The organism is Hyunsoonleella rubra, from assembly GCF_042684665.1.
Classification (GTDB): domain Bacteria; phylum Bacteroidota; class Bacteroidia; order Flavobacteriales; family Flavobacteriaceae; genus Jejuia; species Jejuia rubra.
The window spans coordinates 1-26,475 of sequence record NZ_JBHULY010000014.1; the positions used below are offsets into that span (position 1 = coordinate 1).

General features: G+C 37.8%; 30 protein-coding genes. 10 read left to right on the forward strand and 20 right to left on the reverse strand.

Going from position 1 to position 26,475, the window contains the following annotated elements; genetic code table 11:
• Window positions 1-138 precede the first annotated feature (138 nt).
• The 4 genes from ACFSR8_RS07530 to ACFSR8_RS07545 all read left to right on the forward strand — a co-directional run bounded on the left by ACFSR8_RS07530 (window position 139) and on the right by ACFSR8_RS07545 (window position 5,163).
• The gene (locus ACFSR8_RS07530) at window positions 139-504 is read left to right on the forward strand and encodes a BlaI/MecI/CopY family transcriptional regulator (RefSeq protein WP_380290645.1); all 366 of its coding nucleotides are present in this window, start codon (window positions 139-141) and stop codon (window positions 502-504) included.
• 2 nt (window positions 505-506) lie between these two features.
• Complete coding sequence (locus ACFSR8_RS07535) at window positions 507-3,182, forward strand: M56 family metallopeptidase (protein WP_380290647.1); 2,676 nt, start codon at window positions 507-509, stop codon at window positions 3,180-3,182.
• Window positions 3,183-3,187: 5 nt separating this feature from the next.
• The gene (locus ACFSR8_RS07540; RefSeq protein ID WP_380290649.1) at window positions 3,188-3,928 is read left to right on the forward strand and encodes a TlpA family protein disulfide reductase; all 741 of its coding nucleotides are present in this window, start codon (window positions 3,188-3,190) and stop codon (window positions 3,926-3,928) included.
• Between the two features lie 134 nt (window positions 3,929-4,062).
• On the forward strand, window positions 4,063-5,163 hold the full coding sequence (locus ACFSR8_RS07545) for a DUF4407 domain-containing protein (protein WP_380290651.1): 1,101 nt from the start codon (window positions 4,063-4,065) through the stop codon (window positions 5,161-5,163).
• A gap of 1 nt (window position 5,164) precedes the next feature.
• Here the strand turns inward: ACFSR8_RS07545 and ACFSR8_RS07550 are convergent, their stop codons facing one another.
• A complete protein-coding gene (locus tag ACFSR8_RS07550; RefSeq protein WP_186558069.1) occupies window positions 5,165-5,443 on the reverse strand; it encodes an STAS domain-containing protein in 279 nt (92 codons plus the stop codon).
• A 215-nt stretch (window positions 5,444-5,658) separates the two neighbouring features.
• Between ACFSR8_RS07550 and ACFSR8_RS07555 the strand changes: the two genes are divergently transcribed.
• The gene (locus ACFSR8_RS07555) at window positions 5,659-6,090 is read left to right on the forward strand and encodes a YybH family protein (protein ID WP_380290654.1); all 432 of its coding nucleotides are present in this window, start codon (window positions 5,659-5,661) and stop codon (window positions 6,088-6,090) included.
• A gap of 7 nt (window positions 6,091-6,097) precedes the next feature.
• On the opposite strand, the gene ACFSR8_RS07560 is transcribed toward ACFSR8_RS07555, so the two are convergent.
• Window positions 6,098-6,373: a DUF1272 domain-containing protein gene (locus tag ACFSR8_RS07560; RefSeq protein ID WP_380290656.1), complete on the reverse strand. Its 276-nt coding sequence runs from the start codon at window positions 6,371-6,373 to the stop codon at window positions 6,098-6,100.
• A 47-nt stretch (window positions 6,374-6,420) separates the two neighbouring features.
• Here ACFSR8_RS07560 and ACFSR8_RS07565 point away from each other — a divergent pair, with 47 nt between their 5' ends.
• The gene (locus ACFSR8_RS07565) at window positions 6,421-6,558 is read left to right on the forward strand and encodes a hypothetical protein (protein WP_186558066.1); all 138 of its coding nucleotides are present in this window, start codon (window positions 6,421-6,423) and stop codon (window positions 6,556-6,558) included.
• A 31-nt stretch (window positions 6,559-6,589) separates the two neighbouring features.
• Here the strand turns inward: ACFSR8_RS07565 and ACFSR8_RS07570 are convergent, their stop codons facing one another.
• The 7 genes from ACFSR8_RS07570 to ACFSR8_RS07600 all read right to left on the reverse strand — a co-directional run bounded on the left by ACFSR8_RS07570 (window position 6,590) and on the right by ACFSR8_RS07600 (window position 11,897).
• Window positions 6,590-7,414 carry a hypothetical protein gene (locus ACFSR8_RS07570; RefSeq protein ID WP_380290658.1) on the reverse strand — a complete coding sequence of 275 codons (825 nt, stop codon included), beginning with the start codon at window positions 7,412-7,414 and terminating at the stop codon, window positions 6,590-6,592.
• Window positions 7,415-7,767: 353 nt separating this feature from the next.
• The gene (locus tag ACFSR8_RS07575; RefSeq protein ID WP_380290660.1) at window positions 7,768-8,136 is read right to left on the reverse strand and encodes an MmcQ/YjbR family DNA-binding protein; all 369 of its coding nucleotides are present in this window, start codon (window positions 8,134-8,136) and stop codon (window positions 7,768-7,770) included.
• A 1-nt stretch (window position 8,137) separates the two neighbouring features.
• The gene (locus ACFSR8_RS07580; RefSeq protein ID WP_380290662.1) at window positions 8,138-8,746 is read right to left on the reverse strand and encodes a DUF4230 domain-containing protein; all 609 of its coding nucleotides are present in this window, start codon (window positions 8,744-8,746) and stop codon (window positions 8,138-8,140) included.
• Complete coding sequence (locus ACFSR8_RS07585; protein WP_380290871.1) at window positions 8,746-9,495, reverse strand: cyclase family protein; 750 nt, start codon at window positions 9,493-9,495, stop codon at window positions 8,746-8,748. Before ACFSR8_RS07585 ends, ACFSR8_RS07580 begins: the two co-directional genes overlap by 1 nt.
• Before the next feature lie 2 nt (window positions 9,496-9,497).
• A complete protein-coding gene (gene hemW / locus ACFSR8_RS07590; protein ID WP_380290664.1) occupies window positions 9,498-10,667 on the reverse strand; it encodes a radical SAM family heme chaperone HemW in 1,170 nt (389 codons plus the stop codon).
• Window positions 10,664-11,254: a crossover junction endodeoxyribonuclease RuvC gene (gene ruvC / locus ACFSR8_RS07595; protein WP_380290873.1), complete on the reverse strand. Its 591-nt coding sequence runs from the start codon at window positions 11,252-11,254 to the stop codon at window positions 10,664-10,666. The genes hemW and ruvC overlap by 4 nt, the downstream gene beginning before the upstream one ends.
• A 4-nt stretch (window positions 11,255-11,258) precedes the next feature.
• Window positions 11,259-11,897, reverse strand: a complete 639-nt coding sequence (locus ACFSR8_RS07600) for a cell envelope biogenesis protein OmpA (RefSeq protein ID WP_380290666.1) — start codon at window positions 11,895-11,897, stop codon at window positions 11,259-11,261.
• A gap of 74 nt (window positions 11,898-11,971) precedes the next feature.
• Between ACFSR8_RS07600 and ACFSR8_RS07605 the strand changes: the two genes are divergently transcribed.
• The 3 genes from ACFSR8_RS07605 (at window position 11,972) to ACFSR8_RS07615 (ending at window position 14,779) form a co-directional block, all read left to right on the forward strand.
• Entirely contained in the window at window positions 11,972-12,895 is a 924-nt protein-coding gene (locus ACFSR8_RS07605; protein ID WP_380290668.1) for a lysylphosphatidylglycerol synthase domain-containing protein, read from the forward strand.
• A 91-nt stretch (window positions 12,896-12,986) separates the two neighbouring features.
• Window positions 12,987-14,024, forward strand: a complete 1,038-nt coding sequence (locus ACFSR8_RS07610; protein ID WP_380290670.1) for a glycosyltransferase family 2 protein — start codon at window positions 12,987-12,989, stop codon at window positions 14,022-14,024.
• Between the two features lie 20 nt (window positions 14,025-14,044).
• A complete protein-coding gene (locus ACFSR8_RS07615) occupies window positions 14,045-14,779 on the forward strand; it encodes a Bax inhibitor-1/YccA family protein (protein ID WP_380290672.1) in 735 nt (244 codons plus the stop codon).
• Here the strand turns inward: ACFSR8_RS07615 and ACFSR8_RS07620 are convergent.
• The gene (locus tag ACFSR8_RS07620; RefSeq protein ID WP_380290674.1) at window positions 14,776-15,252 is read right to left on the reverse strand and encodes a hypothetical protein; all 477 of its coding nucleotides are present in this window, start codon (window positions 15,250-15,252) and stop codon (window positions 14,776-14,778) included. The genes ACFSR8_RS07615 and ACFSR8_RS07620 overlap by 4 nt on opposite strands.
• 109 nt (window positions 15,253-15,361) lie before the next feature.
• On the opposite strand from ACFSR8_RS07620, the gene ACFSR8_RS07625 reads away from it, so the two are divergent.
• Window positions 15,362-15,859, forward strand: coding sequence for a DUF456 domain-containing protein (locus ACFSR8_RS07625; protein ID WP_380290676.1), 498 nt, complete (start codon window positions 15,362-15,364; stop codon window positions 15,857-15,859).
• Window positions 15,860-16,124: 265 nt separating this feature from the next.
• Here the strand turns inward: ACFSR8_RS07625 and ACFSR8_RS07630 are convergent, their stop codons facing one another.
• The 10 genes from ACFSR8_RS07630 to ACFSR8_RS07675 form a co-directional block, all read right to left on the reverse strand.
• Entirely contained in the window at window positions 16,125-16,799 is a 675-nt protein-coding gene (locus tag ACFSR8_RS07630; protein WP_380290678.1) for a DNA-binding response regulator, read from the reverse strand.
• Window positions 16,799-18,634: a tetratricopeptide repeat-containing sensor histidine kinase gene (locus ACFSR8_RS07635; protein ID WP_380290680.1), complete on the reverse strand. Its 1,836-nt coding sequence runs from the start codon at window positions 18,632-18,634 to the stop codon at window positions 16,799-16,801. The genes ACFSR8_RS07630 and ACFSR8_RS07635 overlap by 1 nt, the downstream gene beginning before the upstream one ends.
• A gap of 126 nt (window positions 18,635-18,760) precedes the next feature.
• The gene (locus tag ACFSR8_RS07640) at window positions 18,761-18,913 is read right to left on the reverse strand and encodes a hypothetical protein (protein ID WP_380290682.1); all 153 of its coding nucleotides are present in this window, start codon (window positions 18,911-18,913) and stop codon (window positions 18,761-18,763) included.
• A gap of 389 nt (window positions 18,914-19,302) precedes the next feature.
• Entirely contained in the window at window positions 19,303-20,307 is a 1,005-nt protein-coding gene (locus ACFSR8_RS07645; protein WP_380290684.1) for a LacI family DNA-binding transcriptional regulator, read from the reverse strand.
• A 79-nt stretch (window positions 20,308-20,386) separates the two neighbouring features.
• Window positions 20,387-21,412, reverse strand: coding sequence for a Gfo/Idh/MocA family protein (locus tag ACFSR8_RS07650; RefSeq protein ID WP_380290686.1), 1,026 nt, complete (start codon window positions 21,410-21,412; stop codon window positions 20,387-20,389).
• Window positions 21,405-22,661: an MFS transporter gene (locus ACFSR8_RS07655; RefSeq protein ID WP_380290688.1), complete on the reverse strand. Its 1,257-nt coding sequence runs from the start codon at window positions 22,659-22,661 to the stop codon at window positions 21,405-21,407. Before ACFSR8_RS07655 ends, ACFSR8_RS07650 begins: the two co-directional genes overlap by 8 nt.
• The gene (locus ACFSR8_RS07660; protein WP_380290690.1) at window positions 22,654-24,066 is read right to left on the reverse strand and encodes a four-carbon acid sugar kinase family protein; all 1,413 of its coding nucleotides are present in this window, start codon (window positions 24,064-24,066) and stop codon (window positions 22,654-22,656) included. Before ACFSR8_RS07660 ends, ACFSR8_RS07655 begins: the two co-directional genes overlap by 8 nt.
• On the reverse strand, window positions 24,066-24,701 hold the full coding sequence (locus ACFSR8_RS07665) for a cyclase family protein (protein WP_380290692.1): 636 nt from the start codon (window positions 24,699-24,701) through the stop codon (window positions 24,066-24,068). The genes ACFSR8_RS07660 and ACFSR8_RS07665 overlap by 1 nt, the downstream gene beginning before the upstream one ends.
• Window positions 24,702-24,712: 11 nt before the next feature.
• Window positions 24,713-25,759: an isocitrate/isopropylmalate dehydrogenase family protein gene (locus tag ACFSR8_RS07670; RefSeq protein ID WP_380290694.1), complete on the reverse strand. Its 1,047-nt coding sequence runs from the start codon at window positions 25,757-25,759 to the stop codon at window positions 24,713-24,715.
• A complete protein-coding gene (locus tag ACFSR8_RS07675; protein ID WP_380290696.1) occupies window positions 25,756-26,397 on the reverse strand; it encodes a GntR family transcriptional regulator in 642 nt (213 codons plus the stop codon). The genes ACFSR8_RS07670 and ACFSR8_RS07675 overlap by 4 nt, the downstream gene beginning before the upstream one ends.
• Window positions 26,398-26,475: the final 78 nt, after the last annotated feature.

The window sequence follows — 26,475 nt, forward strand, 5'->3', positions numbered from 1 at the left end:
GTTTGTCTTTGATAGAAATATCAACAATATTAAAACTAGCATTATTTAAAATGCACAACGGGTTAATATTATTGTTCTACGCTTGTAGAATTGAATTTTTATTCTACATTTGTAGAAATAATTCTAAACTTATAGAAGATGCAACTATCAAAAACCGAAGAAGAATTAATGAATCATTTATGGAAGCTAAAAAAAGCCTTTATGAAAGATCTATTAGAAGTTTACCCTGAACCAAAACCAGCCTCAACCACCGTAGCTACATTGTTAAAACGCATGACGGATAAGGGGTTTATCTCCTACAAATTATTTGGAAAATCACGACAGTACTATCCCTTAGTGAAGAAAAAGGACTATTTCTCAAAGCACGTAAAAGGATTGGTAAAAAACTTTTTTGATGGAAGCGCAACACAATTTGCGTCATTTTTTACACAAGAAACCAATCTTAGCAAGGAAGAATTGGAAGAGTTAAAAGCCCTAATCGATAGTGAAATTAAAAAGAAATAGTTATGCTTTTGATGATTTTAAAATCCAGCGCCTGTTTAGCCATCCTAATGCTGTTTTACAAACTTTGTTTAGAAAAAACCAGTGCCCATACGTTTAAACGCTTCTATTTGATAAGCATCGTATTACTATCTGCCTGCATCCCTTTTGTAACATATACGGTATATGTTGATGTACCTATACAAACCGCTTCTTTTGATACCAGTTATGGGCAAGGTGAATCCATTATACAACATATTGAAACTGCCGAAGTAAAGTCAACAAAAGACTATCTTCCCAACATTTTATGGGGGATTTATGCGTTAGGTGTTATATTATTTTCTATAAGATTTTGCATCAATCTGTATCAACTCATTCAAAAAATCAGGCAAAATCCGAAGCATAAATCCCAAAGTTTTTGGTATGTTTTACTGAACGATTTAGAAACACCTCATTCGTTTTTTAGCTATATTTTTTTGAATAAATCTCTATTTGAAAAAAAGGTCATTCCCGAGGAAATTCTTTTACATGAGCAAACACACGCGATTCAAAAACATTCCTTGGATATTCTCTTTATTGAAATACTTCAAATTGTATTTTGGTTCAACCCTTTGTTGTTTCTAATAAAAAAAGACATCAAACTCAACCATGAGTTCATAGCAGACCGGGCGGTTCTGAAAAACGGTGCTGATGTTTCCGCATACCAAAATATAATGCTGGAATTTGTGGCTTTGGTTTCCCGCACCACTCTTTCCAGTAGATTCAATTTTTCACCCATCAGAAAAAGGTTTGCCATAATGAAAAACAGCACTTCTAAAAAAGTTTTATGGGTCAGAAATATGGGGCTTCTTCTGTTGGTTTGCGGGTTAGTTTTTGGATTTGGCCAAAAAAATACCGTAAAAAGAAATGTTGAAATACAGCGTATTAATCTGGACCAAATACCTCCGGGGGAAGGCGTAAGCAAATCGATGATGAAAGAGTTTATCGATTTTAATGAGAATTTCAAACGCACCAGAGGTTTTGCCCATGAGAAGCTGTCAAGGATACAAACCATTTATAAAACGATGACCGCTGAACAGCGTAATTCTATCAAAGATTTAGACTTAAAATGGATGACTTATCAGCGGAATTACGCTGTCCCGCAACATCCCTCCCAAGAAGAATTTGATAGTTGGAAAAAAACGACAAACTATGTCTTCCACATTGATGGAAAACCAATCCCAACTTCAGAATTAAATAAGTACTCGCCCAAAGATATTTATAGCTACACCAACAAATTTGCTATCGATGGCAATCCAGATAATGGCACTTACAACTCCAACAATTTTATGTTATTGACCAAAGAAGGGTATCGCTTATCCATGCAGGACAATAGAGCGAGATCATACAATAAAGCACTTCTAAAGTATAAAAATGAAATTGAACATTTTCTAAATTCTGAAAACAAAGACGACAGTGAATTAAAACTCCTAAAGCATCTATTGGATGATTTATACAATGATTTACAACCTGAAGATTTCAACAAATTCAACATACGACAAGCTCCTGAAATTCCTAGTTTGACGTACACAAAGCCCAACCTTTCAAAAACATTGTCCGACGAAATCGTTGAATATAATACTCTGGCAAAAAAATATAATGACCAAAATGTTCAAAAGAAAATATTCATTAAATCTAATGAAATAAGACGCTTGTATTTTCTTTATGAGAACATGACCGATGACGAAAAAAATATTGCTGAGCCCTTCCCATATTTCCACAATAAATCCTTAGAACACAATTCTATAGGAAATATTAGAGTCCAAAGCAAAGAAAGAAAAAGTGCAACACCAGCCATGATGCAAGAATACAATGCATTTATGGACAATTATGAAAAAACCAAAAGAATTCATCACGACGAATTGCGCAGGGCCATTGCTATTTATAAAATCATGACCAAGACTCAACAGGCTACCGTTAAAATGTATCCCGACGTAAAATCCTTTAAAAATCCCGAACCAACAAAATTAGAACAGCCAACGCAAACTCAACTTGAACAGTGGCAAAATGACACAGATATTACTATATCCATTGATGCCCATAGGATAAAAAACATAGAGTTGAAAAACTATAACCCAAACGACTTCGTTTTTTATCGCATGGCTAAAAGTGCTAAGTCTAAACATGAAGCCCTTCAAATAAAGAAACCGAATTCGTGCGCATTATATACTAAAGATGGCTATGAAAACATTGTCTTGAAGGCAAATTATAACAGCTATCATAAACTATACGTAAGATATCTAAATGAAATTGAAAAACATCAAAAAGGGGATAATCCGGACGCTTCAGAATTGTTAATTTTAAAGAAGCAACTGGATAACTTATACGGTAATTTCTCTGAAAAGGAATTAGAGTCCTTTAAACCGCGTAAAGCACCTAAACTACCTTCAAATTCTGTTAGGAATGCATCCATAAGCACCATAAAAAATCTATCCAAAAATGCCAAAGCTTATAATATTTTGGCAAAAAAATACAATAACCCCAATCCTAACGGGCAAAGATATCCCCGTCCTGAAATAGATAAATTATTCCTGTTCTATAACCTACTGAGTGAGGAAGAAAAAGAATCGGTTGAAATTTTCCCAAACCTGCCATATCCCGTCATCAAACAGTATGAAATAAGAAGAAAAGTATTTCCAACAAAACAAATTCAAAATAAATAAGTTACATGAATAAAGTTATCTCCATATTAGTTATCGCATTCATTTTTATTTCAAATATTGAAGCTCAACAAAAAGTATATTACAAGACGAATAGCTCAACAACAATTCACTCTGAGGAATCCTATCAACTGCTAAAACAACACATTAGAAAGAAACTCAGTGAAGATGGAACAGAAGTGACAATAAACGAAATCTTGACAGACAGTGTTGTATCCAATGATTCTATAATTAAGACGATGGAACTACATATTAAAAGAACAAGACACCATAAAGGCTCAAAAAGACTTCCCGAAAAAATCAATACTTACCTCAATAAAGAACTGCCAAATTTTAGCTTAACCACAGCGGAAGGAAAGGAACTTAACTCAAATGACCTTAAGGGCAAACCTACACTTATAAATCTATGGTTTACAAGATGTAAGCCTTGCGTTGAGGAAATCCCCGTTTTGAATGAGCTGTCAAAAAAATATGCTGATAAAGTAAATTTTGTCACAATAACTCCCGATCGCAAAGAAACAACCTTAGAGTTTTTAAAAAATCAGCCATTTCACTTTATTCACTTAACCGATGCCAGGGCATATTTAGAAAAAATTGGCAATAGTTCTTACCCGAAAAATTTATTCATTGACAAGAATGGCGTTGTTAAAAAAATTGCGCGAGGGCTCCCCCATTTCAAAAAAAATGGTAAAATGGAACTTGGCAATGGGGAAATGTTTGAAAAATACATTTTAGAACTGCTTGAATAATTTAATTGGAAGTTTTTAGCAAAAAACATGTAACAAATCCATCGCTTTAACGTTCTAATAGTCAACCTGTGCTGAGCGCAGTCGAAGTATCAACTTGCCCTGAGCTTGTCGAAGGGTCAAAAAACGACCACATCATGTTAAAGCGCTTTTTCATCCTCTGCTCTGGGGCAGATACTCATATTTTAGAAGAATGTTCTGTTGGAGAGCAAAACAAATATGCTGGTATTGGAGCTACTGTTTTCTTTACAGCTATTATGGCTTTTATAGCGGCGAGTTATGCGCTCTATACTGTTTTTGATAATCTATATACTTCCGTTTTCTTCGGACTTATTTGGGGACTTCTCATTTTTAATTTAGACCGTTATATTGTATCTACCATTAAAAAGACAGGGAGTGCGCTGGACGAATTCATTCAAGCCCTGCCACGAATTATTTTAGCCTTCATCATTGCTGTGGTTATCGCTAAACCGTTAGAACTGAAGATTTTTGAAAAAGAAATCAATCAGGTGCTTTTAGAAGAAAAAAATGAAATGACACTTGGCAACCAAGAGCAAATCGCGCAACGTTATACTCCTGAAATCACTTCGCTTCAAAGTGACATTACAGCCTTACAAAAAGAAATTAATGATAAAGAAGCAGAAGTTAATAGCCTATACGACATATATATTTCCGAAGCAGAAGGTACTGCCGGCACAAAGCTTTTAGGCAAAGGCCCGGTGTATAAGGAAAAAAGAGAAAAACATGATACCGCATTGGCAGAATTGCAAGCCCTTAAAGAAGAAAACAAAGCCAATATATTTGCCGCGGAAAACGAAATCGCATCCTTAAAAGAGGATTACAATACACAAGTGGTTAATACCCAACCCATCATCAATAATTTTGATGGATTGATGGCGCGGGTTAATGCCTTGAACAAACTGCCATGGTTGCCTTCTTTCTTTATTTTCCTTTTGTTCCTTGCGATTGAAACCGCCCCCATCTTTGCAAAATTATTAGCCCCAAAAGGTGCGTACGACCATCATCTTGAAGAACAGGAAGACACCGTAAGGAGCATTATTCTTCAAAATAAAGCACAACGCGCCAACTTGATACAAACCGAAAATGCCTTAAACAACAGTGTTTATACCGACATTAAAAATGACGAAGAACTATACGCATATAAACACAAAAAGGCTCGCGAATTGATGCAATTGCAAGCCGATGCGTTTTACAACAGGCAGAAAACTGCGCTTTGACCTAGGCCGCTTCGTTAGTTTTAAAGTGGTCGTAAAGTTCTTTACAACCCAAACCAACAATAGACAGTTGCTTGGCAGTTTTTAAAGACTCCTCGTGCAAATCCATTAGGGCGTTAACACCATAGCGGTCCACACTCTCCAGACCTTCAATACTAATGGTCAGGTTGTTAAATTTTTGAAAAGCGTCTTTGAATTCTGTTTGAAAAGCGTCAACATTTGATTTGTTGAGCACACCTTTTAGTTTGTAGAAATTATTACAACTAGTAATTCTTAATTCCATTATAAATGATATTAGTTCGACAATAAATTTGGGCTATTAATAGTCTGATAATGTTGTAAATATAAAAAGTAAATTTGATTACGCAACAATTTATCGACAAATTGGTTTTTACACTAGTTGAAAAATCAGTCGGTGTCAATTTCATCGACGAGTAGCAAGTTTAGCATAATATTTGATTATTTTAGCCTAGTTTTACTTTTGAAAAACCTACAACAATGAAAAAAATAGTTACACTTTTTTGTCTGCTAGTTTTCAGCATATCATATGCCCAGACCCCAGAAAACGAGGACACCAAAGCCATCAACAAAGTTTTAAAAAACGCCCGTATCGCATGGTCCAATAACGATATTGAGGGTTTTATGGACAGCTACTGGAAGAGCGACTCCCTAGCGTTCTACGGCAAAAAGGGGGTCACCTACGGCTGGCACGAAACCTTGGACCACTACCAAACTTATTACCCCACGGCCGCCTATACCGGCAAGTTGAGTTTTAAAATAAATGCCATCAATAAAGTTTCCTCAGATTCCTATTACGTTTTGGGCGAATATCATATCAAGCGCGATATCGGTAATGCCGATGGTATTTTTATGCTGGTATTTAAAAAAATCAGTGGGGAATGGAAGATTATTGCGGATACTTCGGTTTAGACAATCTTTAGGAGTTAGTAGTTTTGTTCAATAGTTTTTGATGGTTGATAATATCCACAGGCCTATAAACCACCACCTCAGAAACCGGATACTTCTCCAACAAATGCTCTGGCCGAATAGGGCGTTTTTCAAAATTACCACCACAGTTTGGGCAAACCTGTTTTAAAACCGTTTCCACACATTCCCGGCAAAAGGCACATTCAAATGTGCAAATCATAGCGTCTTCGGCATCAAAAGGCAAAGCCTTGTTACAGTTTTCGCAGGTGGGTCTGATTTCTAACATATCGATTGATATTTTACACTTTGAAAATAGTCAATTATTTTTGCCCTATGAAATATAGCTACAAAGTTATACTGATGGTCATTCTGGCCGGCATCACCATTTACGGATTGATTACGGGCAGATATCTCTTTTTGGTATTTATGTTTCCCTTTGGCCTGGGGCTTTTCAAAAAAAAGGACACTTAAGAAGTGCCCTTTTTACATACCTAAGCAAAAATTATTTGGACAAACCAGCCACAAACTTGTAAATAGCATCTCCGTGTACCCCCGTAAAATATTTTCGGAGCACCTCATCCCGCTTTTTTCTATCGGCTTCATCAGGGTATGCTTTTTCTAAAGCGTCACCAAGGCCTTTAAAAACAGCATCCAGATCCGTCATCGAATCCAAAAAGTAGGCTTCCATTATTTCCCTGCCATCACTGCCCCAAGCGTGTCTGTGCGGATAATACCCTTTAATCAATGGGTTGTCCTTAATCATTTTATTAAAATCATCAGTCATCACCTTTTTGATTTCATCATCATCGCCATCATCCGGAAACGCCAAATGCGATGTCCTAACATAACAAATCATGTCTTTTGAAGCATCTTGTACCAGTTTTACCAATGGCAAAGTCGCAAATATTTCATCCGTATGATAGCTGGAATAATAGGTATTGCGCTTTTTCATGTAAGCATTTCTGGCATCCTCATCGGGCCAGCCCTCCTCCTCCAATTCACCATTTCTTTTTTGAGCTTTCTCGATGTCAGCCCAAGTATTATACACCCTAACATACACCAACTCCCGGTTATCAGGTGTCAATTGGTGCAAATAAAATGACGAGGCCGCTACGTGCTCATTTTTGACGGTTACTTTGTCCAGGTATTCCTTTTCAACGGATTTCCACTCATCCATATCAAAATCCTCCATGTCCATGTTCCAGTGCATGGTGGTCATAGTCATGTACTGCGGGCGAGGCGCCTCTTTTTCATCTTGTGCAAAAAATGTGGCAGGAGCCATCAGCAATACAAAAAGCACTGCATAAAATTGGTTGGTAGTTTTCATAATTAGTAAAAATTAAAGTTAATATATTGATTAATCACACTCTACTTTAACCTGATTTCGAAACAGTATTATTCATTTGGGCGTTACCCCAAGGGGTCGGGCTTTCACTACTCGCTCTCTCCCGATAGCTATCGGGAGAGAGCTCAAACAGGCCGTTCAATCCCTAACGCGGGGCAAACCTGCCAATGCTTTTAAAAAACCTCAAACAGCATAACCTATCCGCAAAATCCATTTCAAACTCACGTAACATTAAGATTCGGGGCTAAATTCTGGTGCTATTAAAATGTGATGGAGAATTGAGAGTATCTAAATATACAATAAAAAAACGGCTGTTTTAATAAATCACAAATGTTTTAGGAATTTTGAAGTTTCTCCCGCATCTTTTTGGTCATCCCTTTTACAACCATCTCATAGGAATGGTCAATTAATTCCTTTATAAACTGCGGTTTCAATTCGCCTTTGTAAATATCGATGGTGTTCCAATGTTTGTTGCTAACGTAGGGCCCGGGGTAAATACTTTCGTAATCGACCCGCAGTTGCTCGGTGTATTCTGGGTCGCATTTTAATGTGATGGTATTCTCGCCCTTATCCCATAAGTTTAATGGAGCCATCAAAAACATTTTGGTCAACACTTTAAAAACCAAAGTGCTTTCATCAAATGGAAAACTTTCTGATGCGCCTTTTTTACTTAAGCAATGTATTCTGATTTGCTCTATGTCCACCTTATTCCAGTTTTTTAACTTCTTTGCTTTCGATTTTTAAAGCCGAATAATCCAATGTCCAGCCAATGGTTTCTACAATGGTTTCAATCAACAAAATGGTTTCCAAAGCTTCCTGTTGTGCTATTTGAATAAGCCCACTTTCAGGAATTTTATCCCGAATATGCAACTTGGCTTCATTGTGCAAATCGGTTAAATCATTCGCTTCAAACTTATTAAAATACCCGTCGCTTTTATCGTAATAATTCAAATTGGTTTCAATGGATAAAACCTCGGGTTGCGGAAAATGTTCTAAAATAATTTTGCGGTTGTCATTGTCAGCCTTCAACTGAATTTTTGATAAATCGTACCCAACATGTGCCTTTGCATTGATCACCACTAAGGCTTTCTTTTTACTGGAAATCAGTTTTAAAAACTTTTGTTTTACGTCCTCGTAATGGTAAATCTCAGCAAAATCACCCTCTACAGTGATGAACTTGCATACCTTTTTAATTTTATTGAGAAGAATGGTGGACTGCGCATTGACCAACTGCTTTTTCTTAAAGGACTTCACAACAGTAACCACACCAAGGGTGACCAAAATTGCTATGATAATTGCAATAAATACTTCCATTAATCTATCACTTCAAATAATACAGGACGACTTGGTGAGGCATCATTTTCAAAAGGAGCCACCTGTAAATTCAAGAAATATTCCCCATCCTTAATCCGGTTATCCACATAAATAAACTCCGTTATGGTAGCATCCATCCGTAATTTTCCTGACGTATTCCAAAAAGCGTTGTGTCCCAATAATTCACATTCATCCTTTTCCCTATCAATACTCGGGGTATCTATCAAAAGGTGTTTGATGCCTTTGCTTACCAGAAACTCCACCGCCTCTTTCATTAAATACGGCCAGTTGGTATTGGAATGTTGTCGCGTCAATTTTTCCCTGGTATTGGGCATGGTGCGGACAATCAAAGCGTCCCTTTTTTTGTGCCCCAGTGCAAATTGGAGCTGTTTTTTGGAAATCACTTTGTCCTTCATATAGTTTTCCGGGGCCACAGTAATCACTTCGGCCAAAAAGAAAAACTGGTTTAAATTTTGGTTAATCGAATGTACTTTTTCTGTAATATGCCCCACGCATTCGGTATGCGTCCCATGCGAATGTGGATTGAATTTTATATTATTAAAATTGATACATGCCCCATCCTTTACCGTAGCTACCCACTCGCCATCTCTTACAGGCTCAACACTGGGTTTATCAATGTACCAAGCATTTACATTGTCCTGTCTATCACTTACGGGAATGGAAATATCCAAGGGTTTGGACAAATCTATCCGCAATTTTCTGGAATTGTATTGTACGGTTGCAATCAACATTAGGTGATTTTAAAAAGGTGTGAGGCGATACCATCGCTCAAAAATTTACCCTTTTTTGTGGTTAATAATTTAGCTCCATCAATATACAATAAATGTTCGTTAATATAAATTCCTGACTGTTTCAAAAGGTAATTTTTGTAATCCAAACCAAAATCCTGCTCTACTTTTTCCAAAGAAACACCCCAAATGGTGCGCAAACCGGTCATAATATATTCGTTAAATCGGTCCCGTTTAGTTAGGGTTTCAATTTCTTGGGGCAATTCCCCTTTTTGAATGGCTTTGATGTACTTTGTATTATTGGACACGTTCCAACTGCGCTGGTCACCATTAAAGGAATGCGCCGAGGGCCCAATGCCCAAATAGGGTTTTCCCTGCCAATATGCTGAATTGTTTTTACTGAAATAATTTGGCTTCCCGAAATTGGACAATTCATAATTGATAAAACCTTCCGTCTCCAATTTATCAACCAAAATATGATATTGTTCCTGTGCCATATCGTCGTCCACATTGTCTATAATGCCTTTTTTGATGAATGAGGCCAGTGCCGTTTTTGGTTCAACGGTCAAAGCGTATGCTGAAATGTGGGGGACTTTAAACGATAAAGCTTTCTCGATATTTTCAATCCATTCTTTATTGGACAACCCTGGAATACCATAAATCAAATCGATGGAAATATTTTCAAAATGACGAACCGCCTCCGATAGACAGTCTTCCGCTTCTTCAGCATTGTGGGCACGGTTCATCAGTTTTAAGTCTCGCTCGAAAAAGGATTGGACACCAATGCTCAGTCTGTTTATTTGTAAAGTTGTTAAAGCGTTAAGTTGTCCTATGGATAAGTCATCGGGATTGGCTTCAAGGGTGATTTCTGGAGTTTTACAAACCTTAAAATTCATATAAACAGAATCAATCAAAAATCGTAATTCGGCATTCGGCAATAAAGACGGTGTACCTCCCCCAAAGTAAATGGTTTCAACAGTGTCTCCTCCCAATTCATCTTTGCGCAATTCAATTTCTTTGGCCAAGGATTGTACCAATTCATCCTTCTTTTTTAAGGATGTTGAAAAATGAAAATCACAATAGTGACAGGCCTGTTTGCAGAAGGGGATGTGGATGTAGATGCCGGCCCCTCCCTTCCTCCCCAAAGGGGAGGAGTACTCACTCGAACTCATTTATCAGGCTGTTTTATTCCCCCTTTGGGGGTTAGGAGGCTTGTTCTTTGCGGATTCTGTTTCACAAAAGCACTCCATCCAGAATAACTCTTCCCCACCTCAACTCTACCGGAATTATAAAAATGGCAAACCGCGGCGGCCAATCCATCGGTGGCATCCAAATTCTTTGGAAGCGTTTTAAGCCCCAATAAACTTTGGAGCATTTTTGCCACCTGCTCTTTGCTTGCATTTCCATTGCCTGTGATGGCCATCTTAATTTTTTTTGGAAGGTATTCGGTAATGGGTATCTGTCGGCTCAATCCGGCGGCCATGGCCACACCTTGTGCTCTGCCCAGCTTGAGCATACTCTGCACGTTTTTACCATAAAATGGAGCTTCAATCGCAATTTCATCGGGATGATGAGTATCGATTAGCTCGATGGTACGCTCAAAAATCAATTTTAATTTTAGATAATGATCGTCGTATTTTTTCAAATCCAATTCGTTCAACTGCATAAACTGCATGGTTTTACCCACTACTTTTATAAGTCCAAAACCCATAATGGTCGTTCCCGGATCAATGCCTAAAATGATTTTCTCTTTCATAATTTTTCTAATTTCCACAATAATAACACCCGCTGAGCGAAATGGAAACACCAAAAGTGATGGCCAGCAAGTTACCGTTAAATGAACCAAAGCCATCAGAAACAGGGCTAAAATCCTTTGCAAAACCAAAAACATAAGAGCCGTCCAAATACACAGTCAAGGTATCTGAAATGCCATAGTGCAATTCCACACCGCCTATCGTATTAAAAAAAGTGGTTTTGTTGGCCCCAAAATTTCCTAGTGGTTTTACAAACGACAACCCTGGGCCTGCATGGAAAAAGGTGCCCATTCGCTGTGAAAATGAAATCAGCCTCGAGGCATCGTAAACCAATTGGACGTTGACTCGCGAATAGTTCAACTTAAATTCCTGCGAATTGGAAGTATTGGAAATTCTGCTGAAACCATAATCCAATTTACCTCCCAGTCTGGGTTTAAACATATATTGAAAACCTAAACTCACAGATGGAAAATTTACAGATTTGCCTTCAAAACCATCCACAAATCCTCCACCGGACGGACTGCTAACACCTAAAGCAACCTGCCCTTTTATTGTGCTGGTATCCCCTTGCCCAATAGCCCTAAAACCGCAAAACAAAACACACAACCATAGCAATACCGCGGTAAGTTGATTTATTTTTGGGTTCATAAGGACTTTAAGGTTATTTTGCAAGCTGAAACATGCACAACTCGCTTCCATACAAAACTAAACAATTCTTTTTTGTGCTTATTAAATTAAGCATCGTTGCGGGTGCATTTTATTTTGTGTATCAAAAGTTGACAGAAAATCCCGATTTAAATCTTTCTGAATTTATTGCATTTACTACAGAAAATAAGGTGTTATCGAGTAAAAACGTCCTTATTTTGGTGTTGCTCTCTATTCTTAATTGGTGTTTTGAAATTTTGAAATGGAAGTATTTGACAAGCTCTGTTGTAAGACTAAATTTTAAACAAGCCATGGAACAAAGCTTAGGGGCATTGATCGCCTCCCTTTTTACTCCCAACAGAATTGGGGAATATGGGGCAAAAGCTATTTACTTTGAAGGCTCAAAAAGGAAATCTATTTTGATGGTGAACCTATTGGGGAATATGCTACAGATGGGAATAACAGTTATTTTCGGCATCATTGGCCTTAGTTTTTTTATGAACCGGTATCATCTCGAAATTGACTTTTATAAGTTCGCCCGATTACTTGTCATTTTCCTTATTGCGATTGCCCTTGTCGGATTCGGCATTCGAAAAAGTAAATTTTCGATTAAAGGATTTTCTTTTGAAAAGGTGAAGCAGTTCGCTTTCAGCTATCCCAAATCCACGCTAAGTTTAGGGGTTTTGTTTTCATTGCTTCGGTATCTCATCTTTTCGTTTCAGTTCTATTTGTTGCTGCATATTTTTAATACTGATTTGGGGTATTTTGAAGCTATGATGGCCATTACATCCATGTATCTTTTAGCTTCATTGCTCCCCTCAATTTTTATTTTCGATGCAGTCATCAAAGGTGGCGTTGCCGTTTATTTGTTTTCATTTTTAGGCATCAACCCACTCATCATTTTAAGTACGGTGACCATAATGTGGCTATTGAATTTTGCCCTCCCGAGCGTATTCGGCAGTTACTATGTGCTGAATTTTAATGTTCCAAAAAGCGAATAATATGGTCGTTTTCAGCATAATTGTCACACTTTCTTATTTGCTTTTGATAGGAAGTTTTATTGTGGGGTTTGACAAAGTCAAATCGTTTCATTTGAAAGACGTTACCGCCAAAACGAAATTTACACTGGTGATTCCTTTTAGAAATGAAGCTGAAAATCTGCCAGAATTATTGCACTCCATAAATCTGCTCAATTACCCAAAAGATCTATTTGAAGTGATTTTGGTGGATGATACTTCGGAAGATAATTCAAAAGAAATCATTGAAACATTTTTGGAGGAAAATGCAATTCTCAATATCCAGATTATTGACAATGAAAGGCGCACCAAATCTCCAAAAAAGGACGCCATCGATACAGCAATAAACAAAGCAAAGCACGAATGGATAATGACCACCGATGCAGACTGTGTTTTGCCGAAATTCTGGCTGGAATGCTATGACGAATTCATTCAGCAAACCGATTCAATATGTATTGCCGGCCCTGTAATGTATCATGACGGCACAACATTTTTGGGCAGGTTTCAACAATTGGACCTCTTCAGTTTACAAGGTGCGGGCATTGGTAGTTTTGGTTTAAAAAAACCATTTTTGTGCAACGGGGCAAATTTCGGTTATACCAAAACTACTTTTCAGGAAGTAAACGGTTTTGAAGGCAACACTAATATTTCAAGTGGCGATGATATTTTTCTATTGGAAAAATTCGCATCAAAATTCCCAGATAAAGTGCATTATTTAAAATGTGAAAAAGCCATTGTAAAAACCAATCCGCAACCCAGTTGGCATGAACTTATGCAACAGCGGTTGCGCTGGGCGTCCAAAGCCAAGGCTTACAATAATTGGATTGGAAAATTGACGGGCATCATTGTCCTTTTAATGAATATTTTGGTAGTGGCACTTCCACTTTTAGCCATTGCCGGTCTATTCAATTTTAAAATCTGGGTGTATCTTTTAGTAATTAAATTGAATATCGATTTTTTGCTACTATATAAAACGGCCACATTTTTTGGCCAGAAAAAAGCATTTCTTAGTTTTTTGACCAGTTTTTGTTTCTATCCGTTTTTTAGTGCTCATGTTGGGCTACTATCAATGTTTGGCGGGTATAGTTGGAAGGGCCGTAAATTCAAATTATAATTTTTAGTAGATTTACCCTAATGAAACTACTTGACAAAACAAGCAATCCCGCTTTTACCGATTACTTTTTTAACAACGATAGTCCTTCTTCCGATACAATGACGGTGACGGGAATCTTCGTAAAATCTTTACTTTCCATCACCATTATTATCATTATTTCCATCGGTATTTGGAAATTATACACTGAGGGTACGGATGTAAAATGGTACTCCATGGGCGGAATGCTGGCCGCCATCATTATCAGTATTGTGATTTCCGTGCGCCAACATTGGGCACATGTTTTAGTACCCTTGTATGCCATTGCAAAAGGCTTTTTCCTGGGAGCTACAACAGCTTATGCCCATGCCCGTTTTCCCAACTTGCCATATCAGGCTATTGGAATAACTATGGTGACATTTCTCGTTATCCTTTTATTATATCAAACCCGAATTATTGTTGTTACAAAAAAGCTTCGAAGCGTAATTATAACAGTCACCGCAAGCATTTTTATTATTTATATCATTTCGTGGATTCTCGGTTTTTTCGGTATTAAAGTATTTATATGGGGCACCTCATGGCCTGCCATCATTTTCAATATCGTGGCTGGTATTTTTGCCGCCCTTTCCTTGCTTTTAGACTTTGACTACATTGAACGCCATAAAAACTCCTCACCAAAATATAAGGAATGGCTGGCTACTTGGGGGCTTTTGGTAACGTTGGTTTGGTTGTATATTGAAGTGTTGCGCCTGATGCGAAAACTGGCTATTCGGTTTTAATCCACTTTTACGATCAAGGGGAGTTTGAATTCGGTCGTTACCTGTTGGCCACGCTTTATGGCTGGATAAATTTTAGGCAACGAATCCAAACTTTTTTGCAAGAGGCTTTCCAATTCGGGAATTTGCTGTTGTGTCAGCGAATCCATTTCAGTTTTCAGCAATACGAGTTCACCTTGATCGGATAATTTGAATTCCAATTGCAACGTATCATTAACATCTTCAGTCACTACGATGATTTGATTCTGAAGAAACCCACTAATCTCAGCATACAGAGTACTTTCAAAGCACGATTTTTTTTCGGCCCTTGATTGTAGTTTATCGCATTCCGAAAAGCTTGGATAAGTATCCACCTCATCCCAATTAAATGTCTTTAGTTCCTCCTTTAAAATAGCTTCGGGAGTTGTTTTTTTTACGTTGAAATACTCGCAGGAGGAGAGGGCAAAAAAGAGTATTAAAATCAAAGTTGGTCTCATTGAACTATTCTGAAGCCGAAAAGTACAATTTTTTTGTTTCTCAAAGAATACAAGGACTTACTTTGTAACAATAATAAGCTCAAACCGTCAAATTAGTAAAAATCAATACATGGATATTATTTTAATCATCATAGCGGGCCTATTTATGATTCTGGGGATTTTGGGCAGTTTTCTACCTGTTTTGCCAGGTCCTATTACCAGTTGGGTAGGCCTTTTGCTCATACATTTTACGGATGCCATACCGATGAACAAATCCTTTTTAGCGGTCACATTTATCGTGGCAGCCTTAATTTGGCTAATGGATTATATTATTCCGGCAATGGGCACGAAACGTTTTGGCGGGTCAAAATATGGGATGATCGGCACTACGATAGGGTTAATTGTTGGACTGATTGCTCCAATTCCTGGAGGCATAATTATTGGTCCATTTTTCGGAGCATTGATTGGTGAACTTATCAACAAAAATGATTCTAAAACTGCTGTTAAAGCCGCCTTCGGTTCTTTTATCGGCTTTCTCACATCAACTTTCTTAAAATTTCTAGTTGCAATCATTTTCCTCGGGCTATACATTGGAAAATTCATAGAATATGGAGGCAGTATTTTCTAATGCTTGGAAAGAAGTAGCCCTGTGGGTCTCTCACCTCCACAGGGCATTTGTAAATTGCTATTATCAACAAAAAAATCGAGGGATTAATTAATCTGATATGTTGACAAAACAAAGATAACCATAAGATATGGCTTTGAGCTGCGGAAAAACCGTAACAGAATTACGGTTTAGTTATAGAATGTACTGTTTGAGGTACTTTTGGGAGGAAAAAAATGTGTTTTTTTTACTTTATTTCACGTTTTAATTCTTTTCTGGATTGGAAATATTAAATAAACCCTTTGTCACGGGCTTCTTTAAGTAAGGTTTCATCCTTTCCGTCCTCAACCGAAAAAATCTCCTTTAATTGCTTTTTGCGCTTTTCAACAGCACTTAAAGAAATATCCAAGTGGGACGCCAAGCTTTTGGTTTTGATTCCTTGAGACAACAAATGTAAAATCTTTCGATTTCTATCATCGATAACTATATCACTGGTAATGGATTTCCTGATAAAACTATTTACAGTACCACTATAAAATGGTGGATTATTCAAAACAGCCTGAAAAGCACTGGCCAATTCGCTGGAGGTCAAATCACTTTTTATCAAAAAACCTTCGGGATCGATATTTTTCATGATGTTGTGAATCCTGAAAGATTCGTTGAACATGGTAAGAATTACGATTTTGGCATCTGGCAATACCTTTCGGGCATATTCTGCCAAGTCTTCCCCAGAACTCATTTTTCCATCGGAAGAGGGGGGTAGGCTTATGTCTACGAATAACATATCATAAGGCAAACCATTGGAGACGGACTTATCCATAAATATTATGGCCTCATCGCAATTGTTAGCAATATCGATACTCAGTTCTTGATTTTCTTTCTTAGTAAACAACAATGTATTTTGATACCCCTCAATAATCATTGGGTGATCATCAATCATTAAAATTTTGATGTGTTCTGTCATTATACTTCTATTTTAGTTGGTATTTCAATGGTTACTGTCGTACCTTTTTCTTTTTCCGACTCTATATGCAAGTTGCCCTCAACTTCACCTATCCTGGAATTCATGTTCTTCAAGCCAATCCCAGATTTGGCCTTGTTTACATCAAACCCGGACCCGTCGTCCTTAATTATTAGACAAATTACATCATTTTTTAATTTAAAACTAACGTCAACTTTAGTCGCTTCTGCATGTTTATAAATATTGTGCAGTGCTTCTTGTAGCATTCTATATACATGTATTTTGTATTTGTTAGAAACGCCATCCCAGTGAATGTCATCGTCATGGGATAAATCATATTCAAGTCCATATGCATTGGTTTGGGTTTCAACAAGTGTCTCGATGATATCTACAAACCCTGAACCTGAAACAAAATCAGTATTCAACTCGTGGGATACCTTTCGGATATCCTCTTCGATAGTCTTCAATTCGTCAATATACTGTCCTCGGGTTTTAATAGCCTCAACCGAAGGGTTCAGGTTTAAACTATCCAAACTCAAACGGGTTCCGAATAGTCGCCCTAAAACCCCATCATGCAGTTCTTCTGAAATTCGTTTTTTCTCAAGAGCTCTAGCTTCCTCGATTTTATCATTTTGAGCAAGCATCAGATTATAGATTTCTTCATTGGCTTCTTGTTGTTGCCTATTGAATTCCAACTCTTTATTCTTAGCCCTTTGAGATATAATCACATAAAGCAGCAGTGCCGCCACCAATAAGATGACCGAGATAATGATCAACCACATGCGTTCTCGGGCTATACGTATGTTTTCCTGCTCTATCTGTTGGGTTTCAAACCTTATTCTTGCAAATTTATTTCTGATGGCACGTTCAGCCTTTTGCAGGCTATCGCTTAGTGTAACATACTGTTCAAGAAATTTAGTGGCCTTTTCACCTTCTTCAATTTTTGAGAGCAGCATCAGAGATTTCAATAAATCGTCATTGGCATAATCCTTGGAAATTTCTTTTGCCTTATAGGCATAGTATTTTGCGGAATCTGTGAGATTATTATCATTATAATATTCGGCAAGATGCTGGTGCAAGATTATTGAATTATAGCTGTCATTTATACTATCGGTTATTTTTAAAGCTTTTAAATAAATTCCTGGAAGTTGTTCCAAGTCGCCTGACTCATAAAGTGTTTTGCCGTAATTTCCAAGTGCCAGAACGTAGATATCAGGATGACTATTAACAAGACTTTTGTTGGAAATTATTTGATTGTAGGTATCCTTTGCAAGCTGAAATTGACCTGATCTTCTATAGACTTTCACCAAATTATTTAAAGTTGCTCCTATGCTCCTTTCAAAGTCTCCTTCAAGCCCCATTTTAATAGACAGAGCTAAATCGTAATATTTTATAGAATCTTCAAAAAGTTCAAGTTCATCAAAAATAATTCCCAAAAGATTATAATTATATGCTTTAAACTTTCTTATTTCATTAGTTTGTGGCAAATCCTCAAGCAGTGCAATAGATTCGAAAGCACTAACCTCACTACCAGTATAATCCTTATCATAAGCTTGCATCCCCGCAAGTCTGTACAGGGTGACTGAAGTCTCAAATCTGTTGTCAAACTGTTTAAATACTTTTTTAGCCTTTTGGTAATAATAATATGCGCTATCATTTATTAGTGCATACCTATATAGTTCACCGATTTGGTAGTGCTGATGCGCAATTGAAAGTGAATCCGATGACTTTATTGAAGATATATATTTATGAATTGAATCTATCTTATTTAAATTCTCACTTTGCTGAGCATTTAGAATGCATATACTAAAAAACAAAAACAACAAAGTAAATTTCAACTTCAAAATAAATTAATTGCGCTACTTTCCCTCAAATGTATTTATTATTTGTCAAAACAAAAAAGCCCTCCAGAATAATCTGAAGGGCTTTTTCTTAATTCTATGCTAATCTTGAAATCTAATATTTTAGTTGTCAAGAGCATTACCTCCTGTAAAAGGAGCTGGCTTACTGGTATCAGGTGATACTAAAACATCATCTTCATTCAAATCCTGCTTTACGCAAGAGGTTAAAGAGGCAGCTAAAAAGGCTAAGATTAAGGTAATTTTTAGGGCTTTCATATTCATTCGAACATTTAAGGTTAAACTATTTCTCTTTATCTAAGTTTTAAAAACTTACACGTTAAAAAAATCAAGATTTTAATTTAAAATCTTAATCAAGGGAAAATGGAATAATTAACTTTAAAAATCGGATGCATAAAAGCATACGAAATGATTTTTAAATTTTTGAGGGAGAATGACCTGGGTCAAAAAAAGGATTAATTAACATAACGTGCAGAGAGGGAATATAGCTTGCTCGTTATATGGTACGAAAGTAGAGGCGAGAGGTAGTATTTGATAAAATAATCGATAAAAAGCATATTTTATCGACAAAAAACATCGATTAACTGCATATTGTGTTTTTTACCTGTATTTTCTTTCAACTAAGCCCATCATTCCAACCCAAAGGTTTATAAGGTCGATTCGCTTTTTACAAAACTGGTTTTTATCACCTTTGTTGAAAAATCAGCTTGTGATTCAGTAGTACTATTTAAACGCGCAATAAGCATCTCTGCTGCCATGGCTCCGATTCTTTTGGCATGTTGTCTGATAATAGCCAATCTAGGTACCGAGTGATTGGATACAGCTTTACTCGAAAAACCAACTACTGAAATATCTTTTGGCACTTTTGTCTTCAGGTTTATCGCCATATTAATGGAAACAACTCCAGAGGCACTCTCTGCGGCCACAACTCCGTCAATAGTTTTATTCTTTTTTAAAAGCTTTTTAATTTTTTGTTGGATATCATCGCCTTTCTTAATTTTTAAAACCAAAGGCGACATTTGAGCTTCTAAAATTGCTTTGTTATAGCCACGTTCCCTTAATTTACCAACACTTATGTCATCTATTTTACTAATAAAGACAATATTTTGCCTTCCTTCGGCAATTAAATTCTTGGTCGCATTATAGGTTGCTTCAAAATTATCCACAATTACCTTATCGCACATGACGTCATGGGCTACCCTGTCAAACATCACAATAGGCAATCCCTGCACCATGGTATCCCTTAAATGCTGTACTTCATTTTTTATTTGGGTTTCTTCAGCCAAACTCAAAATAAAACCGTCCACGCTCCCATTGGCCAAAAGTTCCAGGCTTTCCTTTTCCTTTTCCAAGGATTCATTGGAGATACATGTGATAATATTATAGCCATGCTTACTGGCCTCCCGCTCAATCCCAAAAAGTACTTTGGATAAAAAATGGTTTAGGATATCCGGGATGATCACCCCAATGGTTTTCGTTTTGTTTTGCTTTAGGCTCAGCGCTACCTTATTGGGCTTGTAGTTATACAATTCAGCTAGCTCCTTTACGCGCTTCCTGGTATCCTCACCTATTTCTTCACTATCGTTAAGTGCTTTGGAAACGGTAGAAATTGAAACGTTAAGTTCCTTTGCAAGCTGTTTTAAAGTGACCATCCGGATTATATCTAAGTAAAACGAAGATGCAATTTACAAAAATAGCATGCTAAACAACTAAGTTTTACAAAATTGAACCCTAAATTATTTTGATTGATGAGTTGGTTTCAGCAGATTTATATACGGCTTCCTGGATTTTCAGTGTCTTTAAATAGCTTGGGCCATTGGTTTCAAAAGATGCTCCTGAAATCAGTTTATCGATAAAATCGCGTTGAAAGATATAGCAACAGTCTCCAGCGAAACCAATGTTGCGATGTTCATATTGATGCTCTTTTTCAGTTTTTCCCAAATGCTGTACAGTAATTTTACCATCATTATATAAACGGATAGAGCCCTTTGAACCTTCCACCAAATACTCACCAAAGGTATATCGGAAATTTTCAATATTACTCTCATTGTATCGGTTGGCATCCCACACTGCAGTAGCTCCCGATTCAAAATTCATCACCATTAATCCAGCATCTTCACCTTTAATGACGGGATTATGTCGTTTTAAAATGGCGTATACATTGTTCACCTCTCCAGCATGATATCTGAAAGTGTCAATAAAATGGACACCCGTTTCATAAATCAATAGTTTTTTATAATCCCGAAAGTAGGGCTGGCGGGATAGGTATGCATCCTCTCCCCATCCATCACCCATGCGAGACCTAAAATTAAGATTGAAAAGCGCTCCGACTTCGTCATTTTCAATCAGTTTTTTAATCTCCCTGTGCCAAGGTTGAAATCTGAAATTTTCGTGAACCACGAAACGCACATTCTTTTTCGAAACGTAATCCACTATTCGCACTGAATCTTCGTAAGTTGGTGCCATGGGCTTTTGGCAGATAATATGAACGCCATGGTCTGCAGCAAACTTGCACATCTCAAAATGCGTTTCAGGTGGTGTGATGATGTCCACAAAATCAGGTCTTTCTTCAAGAATCATTTCTTTATAATCGGTATAATGTTTCTTTACACCATAAGCATCCATAATCCCTTTTGCCCGTTCTTTGTTGGAATTACAAAGCGCCGTGATTTCAACTTCTGGAATTCTAGTCCACGCCTGATACTGAAACTGACTAAAATACCCGGCCCCTATTGCAACTCCTTTTAATTTACGCATCACTTAATTTTTTATTGGGGTTCATAAAATACCAGCAAAATATGGCCACAAATCCAAGCGCGGCGGCAACATAGAAAAATGGCTCATCGGCTCCAGTCCATTCACGAAGGTATGGAAAAGCCAATGCCGTTGTAAATGCACCGATATTCCCAGCCATATTCATCATTCCAGAAACCTTTCCGGAATTTTCTTCACCAATATCCATACAAAAAGACCACGATGGGCTCAAGGTCATATCTGCTCCAAAAATAGCAACCGATAAACATAATACCGCGCCCAGAGGTGTATCCATATACAGACTGGAAAGTATACCTATCACCACCAAAACAAATCCAATGGTAGCGGGGATTTGCCGGGACTGCTTCCATTTTCCTGTTTTGTAAATACTGTCCACCATAAAACCTGAAACCCAGTTCCCCAATGCACCTGCCAACAAGGGCATCATGGCATAAAAACCAGTGGCTACAAGTCCTAATTCATACTTCGCTTTGATATACGGAAACAACCACGTCAACATAAAAAAGAAAATAAAGTTACTTCCGATATACTGTATCATGGCCAGTATGACATTGTTTGATCCAAGAATAGTGCCTATTGAAAGATTACCTCCTTTTTTCTCAACGGCCTGTTGCCTATTGTTCACGATATATTCCTTTTCGGCATCGGATAACCCGGGGTGATCTTCCGGTTTGTTTCTAAACGCCCAGTAAAAGATAACAGCGAATATAATCCCTATGGCTCCAAAAAAGTAAAAGATATTCCGCCACCCCCAAGCATCAATAAGATAGGCCACCAATGGCAGAGCGAAAGCCGCACCTAATCGGGATCCAGAAAAGTTTATGCCCTGAAAGAGGCCTCTTTCCTTTGTTGGTATCCATGAGAAAGCAGCCCTTGAAATATTGGGAAATGCTCCCGCCTCTCCTGCACCAAAAGTAAATCTGAAAAATAACATAGATATGTAGTTCCACGCCGCTCCGGTTAATGATGTAAAAATGGACCACAATACCATAATCCATGTCATCACTTTCCTAACCCCATATTTGTCTCCTAATGCACCTCCGGGCACTTGAAACAATGCATATCCAAGGGCAAAGGCACTGAGTACCCAACCCATTTGGATATCGGTCAAAACTAAATCGCCGGCAATAGAATCCTTAGCCGAAGAAATACATACCCTGTCCACGTAAAGCAACAAAGTAATTAAGAATGAGCCAAGGAAAAACCTATAGCGTTTGGAGTTTCTAATCATGGTGTTTTAGTTTAGTTATAATGGTTTTTAAAGTATTGGCATCCCCAACATTTCCAGGAAAAACAATGTATGGCAATCTTGGAAAACGGGTGTCCTCGCCCATTTCCCATAGAGGGATTCCAGGTTGTACCTGCCCCAAAACTTTGGATCGTTTCATACCAAGGCCTTTTGTTGCCAAATCGTGGGATGTAATCCCGCCTTTTGCAATGATGTATTTCGGGCGTATAGAAATGCCGCTCACGAGGGTTACCAAAGCGTTTGAAATCTTCATGGCAATATCGACTGTGTCATTCTGGGAATTCCCCGTTATCAGTTTTCTACTGGTATAAACGATAACATCTATGCCATGAGAAATATGAGCATCTATTCTCGAAATCAGGTCATTCAAATATGCCTCATATTCAGTGGAAAGTACTTGAGATACATCTACTTCTACGATGCTCTCCTTTTGAAAAACAGAAAGGGCATTACTCAATTGTTCTGAAGATTTTTTTACGTAGGATCCTACAATGGTCAAACCTCCATTAGTGTTGTGTTCAGAAAACACATCTTTTGAAGTTAGTAATCCTCTGGGTTCTAACCCGATATATGATGGCACGAAAGAACTTGAAGTCCTATAAACTATTGGTTTGCCTAAAGACTCCGCTCTTAGTAATGCCTGAGATACTTTATCCAAATCGGCGTAATTCAAACTATTAAAAATACAGTAGGCCATTGCTGGGATTTCCAAAATATTTTCAGCAAGGACGTTTACGTCCAATTGCCTAATATCCTCCAATGAAAAAGAGAAAACATCAGAAACCTGAATATCGCCATTTGTTTTTTCTGCGATATAGGCTTTTAAATTTGCGTTTGAATATTTAAAGGAATGGTCTTGGGCAAAAGGGGTTTCATTAACCGGGGTGAGGTCATCCCCATTTTTAATAAAATGGACATCCTCCACAGTAACACGATTGCCCTCAAACATTACCGGAATAAATACGGTAATGGCCTCATTTAAATTCAAATGTTTCTGCAGCATTTTAGGCTCCAATGGAAAATGACCGCGTAATGTGGAATCGCTTCTGCTAACTATGCTGAACTTTCTTTGGGTAACCTTTGATGCCTTCAAAATATTTTGGGCTATTTCCTCATAAATTTTTGAAGTGGCTTCCGGTGTTAAACTTCTTGAATTTGTCAATACATAAAACACTGGCGTGCCCTCAATAAATTCCTTTATAAAGACGTCCATGCTCCATTCTGTCAATAATGGAATGTCATAAACGGTTTGATTCCCAGTGGGGTCATCGTCAATAACGATGCAGGTTTTATCCAATTTGGAAAACAACGCTCTGTTTTCGGAGCGATAATCATTCGTATCTTCAGAAGGAAGATTGCTTAAAATATGTTTAAGGCTTTTTGGCATCAATAATTTTCAATGGCGATAACACGTGCGGGAGCTCCGTCACCTTCTTTAATCTTTAATGGCAAGGCAATAAGCTGAACGCAATTGGATTTTAAACTTTCAATATTGGTAATACCTTCGATAATCACCACACCAGCGAGAAGAATCTCATGGATTTTGGTCACCTCATCCAGATTATTTACATCTGCCACCGACGGTGGTTCCACCGCAATCATTTTTACTTTATGTTGGATACACCAATGGGCAAATTGCTCACTGATTCGCGGTAAATTGTCCCGATACTTTTGTGTTCCAGCATGTTTAGACCATTCCGTCCAAATGATCAAACTATCGCCCTCGATAAATTTTTCACGAACTTCATTAGGAATATGATTTACCTCAATCAACCCCTTAGGTCCTACCTCCCGTGCATCAATTACATAAGCACGTCCAATAAAATCTGACACAGGGATTTCATCAATGGTTTGGTTGCTTACATTGAAATGAAATGGGGCATCCATGTGTGTACCCACATGGGAATAAAAGGATAGGGTACTGGCATTCCACCCGTCTTTATCTTTGGTTTTTGCAACTTCTTTGGAAAAACCATTGATACCGTTGTGGTATGCCATAGTTAGATCAACTACCCTATCCATTTTGCTACTAATCAAAGGTTTGCTATGACCGCGTCGGCAACGTCAGTAGTACTGGCTTTGCCTCCTAAATCTACCGTCAACACCCCTGAAGAGGTTGACTTGTCAATAGCCTCCATAATATTGTTTGCTGCTTCGGACTCGCCTAAATGCTCCAACATTAAAGCCACAGACCAAATCTGCCCGTAAGGATTAGCAATATTCTGACCTGCAATATCTGGAGCCGACCCATGGATCGGTTCAAACATTGATGGAAATTCCTTTTCAGGGTTGATATTACCACTACCTCCTAAGCCAAGACTTCCCATTATAGCACCTCCTAAATCACTCAAAATGTCACCGAATAAGTTTGTAGTCAGAACTACGTCAAATTGTTCTGGCTTTAGTACGAACATGGCCGTAGAATTGTCGATATACATCTGTTGGTGTTCGACATCCGGATATTGTTCGGCCACTTCTTTAATCACCCTATCCCAGTAAGATAAACTATTGATTAAAGTATTGGACTTTGTAATATGCGTTACTTTGTTACGCCTGGTTCTGGCCAACTTAAACGCATAGTGCGCCACGCGCTCAATACCTTTTCTCGTAAAAACACTGGTATCGATACCCATCCCGTTTTCAAAATCTGGCAAATATTGCCCGCCCATTTGGACAAACTCTCCTTCATTGTTCTCTCTTACAATTACAAAATCGATATGCTTTTCAGAGCGAATAGGTCTCGTTACGCCCGGATATGTGCGCACAGGTCTATGATTCACATACTGATTGAAATGTGTTCTCACCTTAAAGGTATAGTCTTTTGCCGGCAAGGTGTCGTCCACTGCTGGAAGACCAACGGAACCAAAATACACTGAATCAAATGCCCTTAACTTTTCAATCCCACCATCTGGCATAAATTGATTGTGTTTCAAATAATATCCCGCACCCCAACCAAACTCCTCAGTTTCGATTGAAAAATTGTGCTTTTTGGCCACGGCCTCTAAAACTCTCAGTCCTTGTGGTACAATTTCATTACCAATGCCATCACCTGGCACTACTGCAATTTTGTAATTACTCACTTTCTTTGTTTTTTACTTTGGTTTATTAATAATTCTTTTGATTTACTGATATGTGCTCTTGCAAGTTCTTCAGCTCTATCCGCATCCCCTTCCTCGATCGCTGCAATGATATTAAAATGTTCTTCCAAGGTCTCCTCTGGTGACCTCACTAAGCCGTGCCCGACAACCTTATCGTGTATGTTGCTAAAAAAGTAGATATTATCCAATGGTTTGTTGCCCGTAAGTGTTATCAATAGTGAATGGAATACCTCATCCGCATCGGCGTAAGTTTGCTGGTCGATCTCGGTCAAACCAACAAAAGGAGAAAAACAGTCTTTTAGCTTTTTAACCGCGGTAGGCTCTTTTTTTTCTGCCAAAATTCTGGCGGCCATACCTTCCAAAGCCTCTCTGCACACGTAAATATCAATAATTTGACTATGGTCCAATGTCTTGATGTACATGCCACGTCGAGGGATACTTTCTACCAAATACTCATTCTCAAGGGCCAGCAAAGCTTTCATAAGTGGCGTTCTACTTACTCCTAACTGTTCGGCTATCTTTTCCTGCACTATTTTTTCTCCCTGCCTCAATTCGCCGTTTCGAATCATCTCCTTTAAACGCTTATAAATAGGCCGGCTTAAGTCTGTATATTCAATCACTTTTTCGATATTGCATTTTGTATACAAAATGCAATATTACAGCTTTTTTCTGTATTTATAAAATGATGCTCTCTGGAA

Coding starts and splice junctions, on each gene's coding strand:
- ACFSR8_RS07600 (WP_380290666.1), bottom strand. CDS start 11,897: ATGAACCCAAAAATAAATCAACTTACCGCGGTATTGCTATGGTTGTGT.
- ACFSR8_RS07630 (WP_380290678.1), bottom strand. CDS start 16,799: ATGACAGAACACATCAAAATTTTAATGATTGATGATCACCCAATGATT.
- ACFSR8_RS07560 (WP_380290656.1), bottom strand. CDS start 6,373: ATGTTAGAAATCAGACCCACCTGCGAAAACTGTAACAAGGCTTTGCCT.
- ACFSR8_RS07650 (WP_380290686.1), bottom strand. CDS start 21,412: ATGCGTAAATTAAAAGGAGTTGCAATAGGGGCCGGGTATTTTAGTCAG.
- ACFSR8_RS07545 (WP_380290651.1), top strand. CDS start 4,063: ATGTTAAAGCGCTTTTTCATCCTCTGCTCTGGGGCAGATACTCATATT.
- ACFSR8_RS07555 (WP_380290654.1), top strand. CDS start 5,659: ATGAAAAAAATAGTTACACTTTTTTGTCTGCTAGTTTTCAGCATATCA.
- ACFSR8_RS07620 (WP_380290674.1), bottom strand. CDS start 15,252: ATGAGACCAACTTTGATTTTAATACTCTTTTTTGCCCTCTCCTCCTGC.
- ACFSR8_RS07565 (WP_186558066.1), top strand. CDS start 6,421: ATGAAATATAGCTACAAAGTTATACTGATGGTCATTCTGGCCGGCATC.
- ACFSR8_RS07530 (WP_380290645.1), top strand. CDS start 139: ATGCAACTATCAAAAACCGAAGAAGAATTAATGAATCATTTATGGAAG.
- ACFSR8_RS07540 (WP_380290649.1), top strand. CDS start 3,188: ATGAATAAAGTTATCTCCATATTAGTTATCGCATTCATTTTTATTTCA.
- ACFSR8_RS07645 (WP_380290684.1), bottom strand. CDS start 20,307: ATGGTCACTTTAAAACAGCTTGCAAAGGAACTTAACGTTTCAATTTCT.
- ACFSR8_RS07655 (WP_380290688.1), bottom strand. CDS start 22,661: ATGATTAGAAACTCCAAACGCTATAGGTTTTTCCTTGGCTCATTCTTA.
- ACFSR8_RS07615 (WP_380290672.1), top strand. CDS start 14,045: ATGAAACTACTTGACAAAACAAGCAATCCCGCTTTTACCGATTACTTT.
- ACFSR8_RS07550 (WP_186558069.1), bottom strand. CDS start 5,443: ATGGAATTAAGAATTACTAGTTGTAATAATTTCTACAAACTAAAAGGT.
- hemW (WP_380290664.1), bottom strand. CDS start 10,667: ATGAGTTCGAGTGAGTACTCCTCCCCTTTGGGGAGGAAGGGAGGGGCC.
- ACFSR8_RS07665 (WP_380290692.1), bottom strand. CDS start 24,701: ATGGATAGGGTAGTTGATCTAACTATGGCATACCACAACGGTATCAAT.
- ACFSR8_RS07570 (WP_380290658.1), bottom strand. CDS start 7,414: ATGAAAACTACCAACCAATTTTATGCAGTGCTTTTTGTATTGCTGATG.
- ACFSR8_RS07580 (WP_380290662.1), bottom strand. CDS start 8,746: ATGGAAGTATTTATTGCAATTATCATAGCAATTTTGGTCACCCTTGGT.
- ACFSR8_RS07640 (WP_380290682.1), bottom strand. CDS start 18,913: ATGAAAGCCCTAAAAATTACCTTAATCTTAGCCTTTTTAGCTGCCTCT.
- ACFSR8_RS07625 (WP_380290676.1), top strand. CDS start 15,362: ATGGATATTATTTTAATCATCATAGCGGGCCTATTTATGATTCTGGGG.
- ACFSR8_RS07660 (WP_380290690.1), bottom strand. CDS start 24,066: ATGCCAAAAAGCCTTAAACATATTTTAAGCAATCTTCCTTCTGAAGAT.
- ACFSR8_RS07535 (WP_380290647.1), top strand. CDS start 507: ATGCTTTTGATGATTTTAAAATCCAGCGCCTGTTTAGCCATCCTAATG.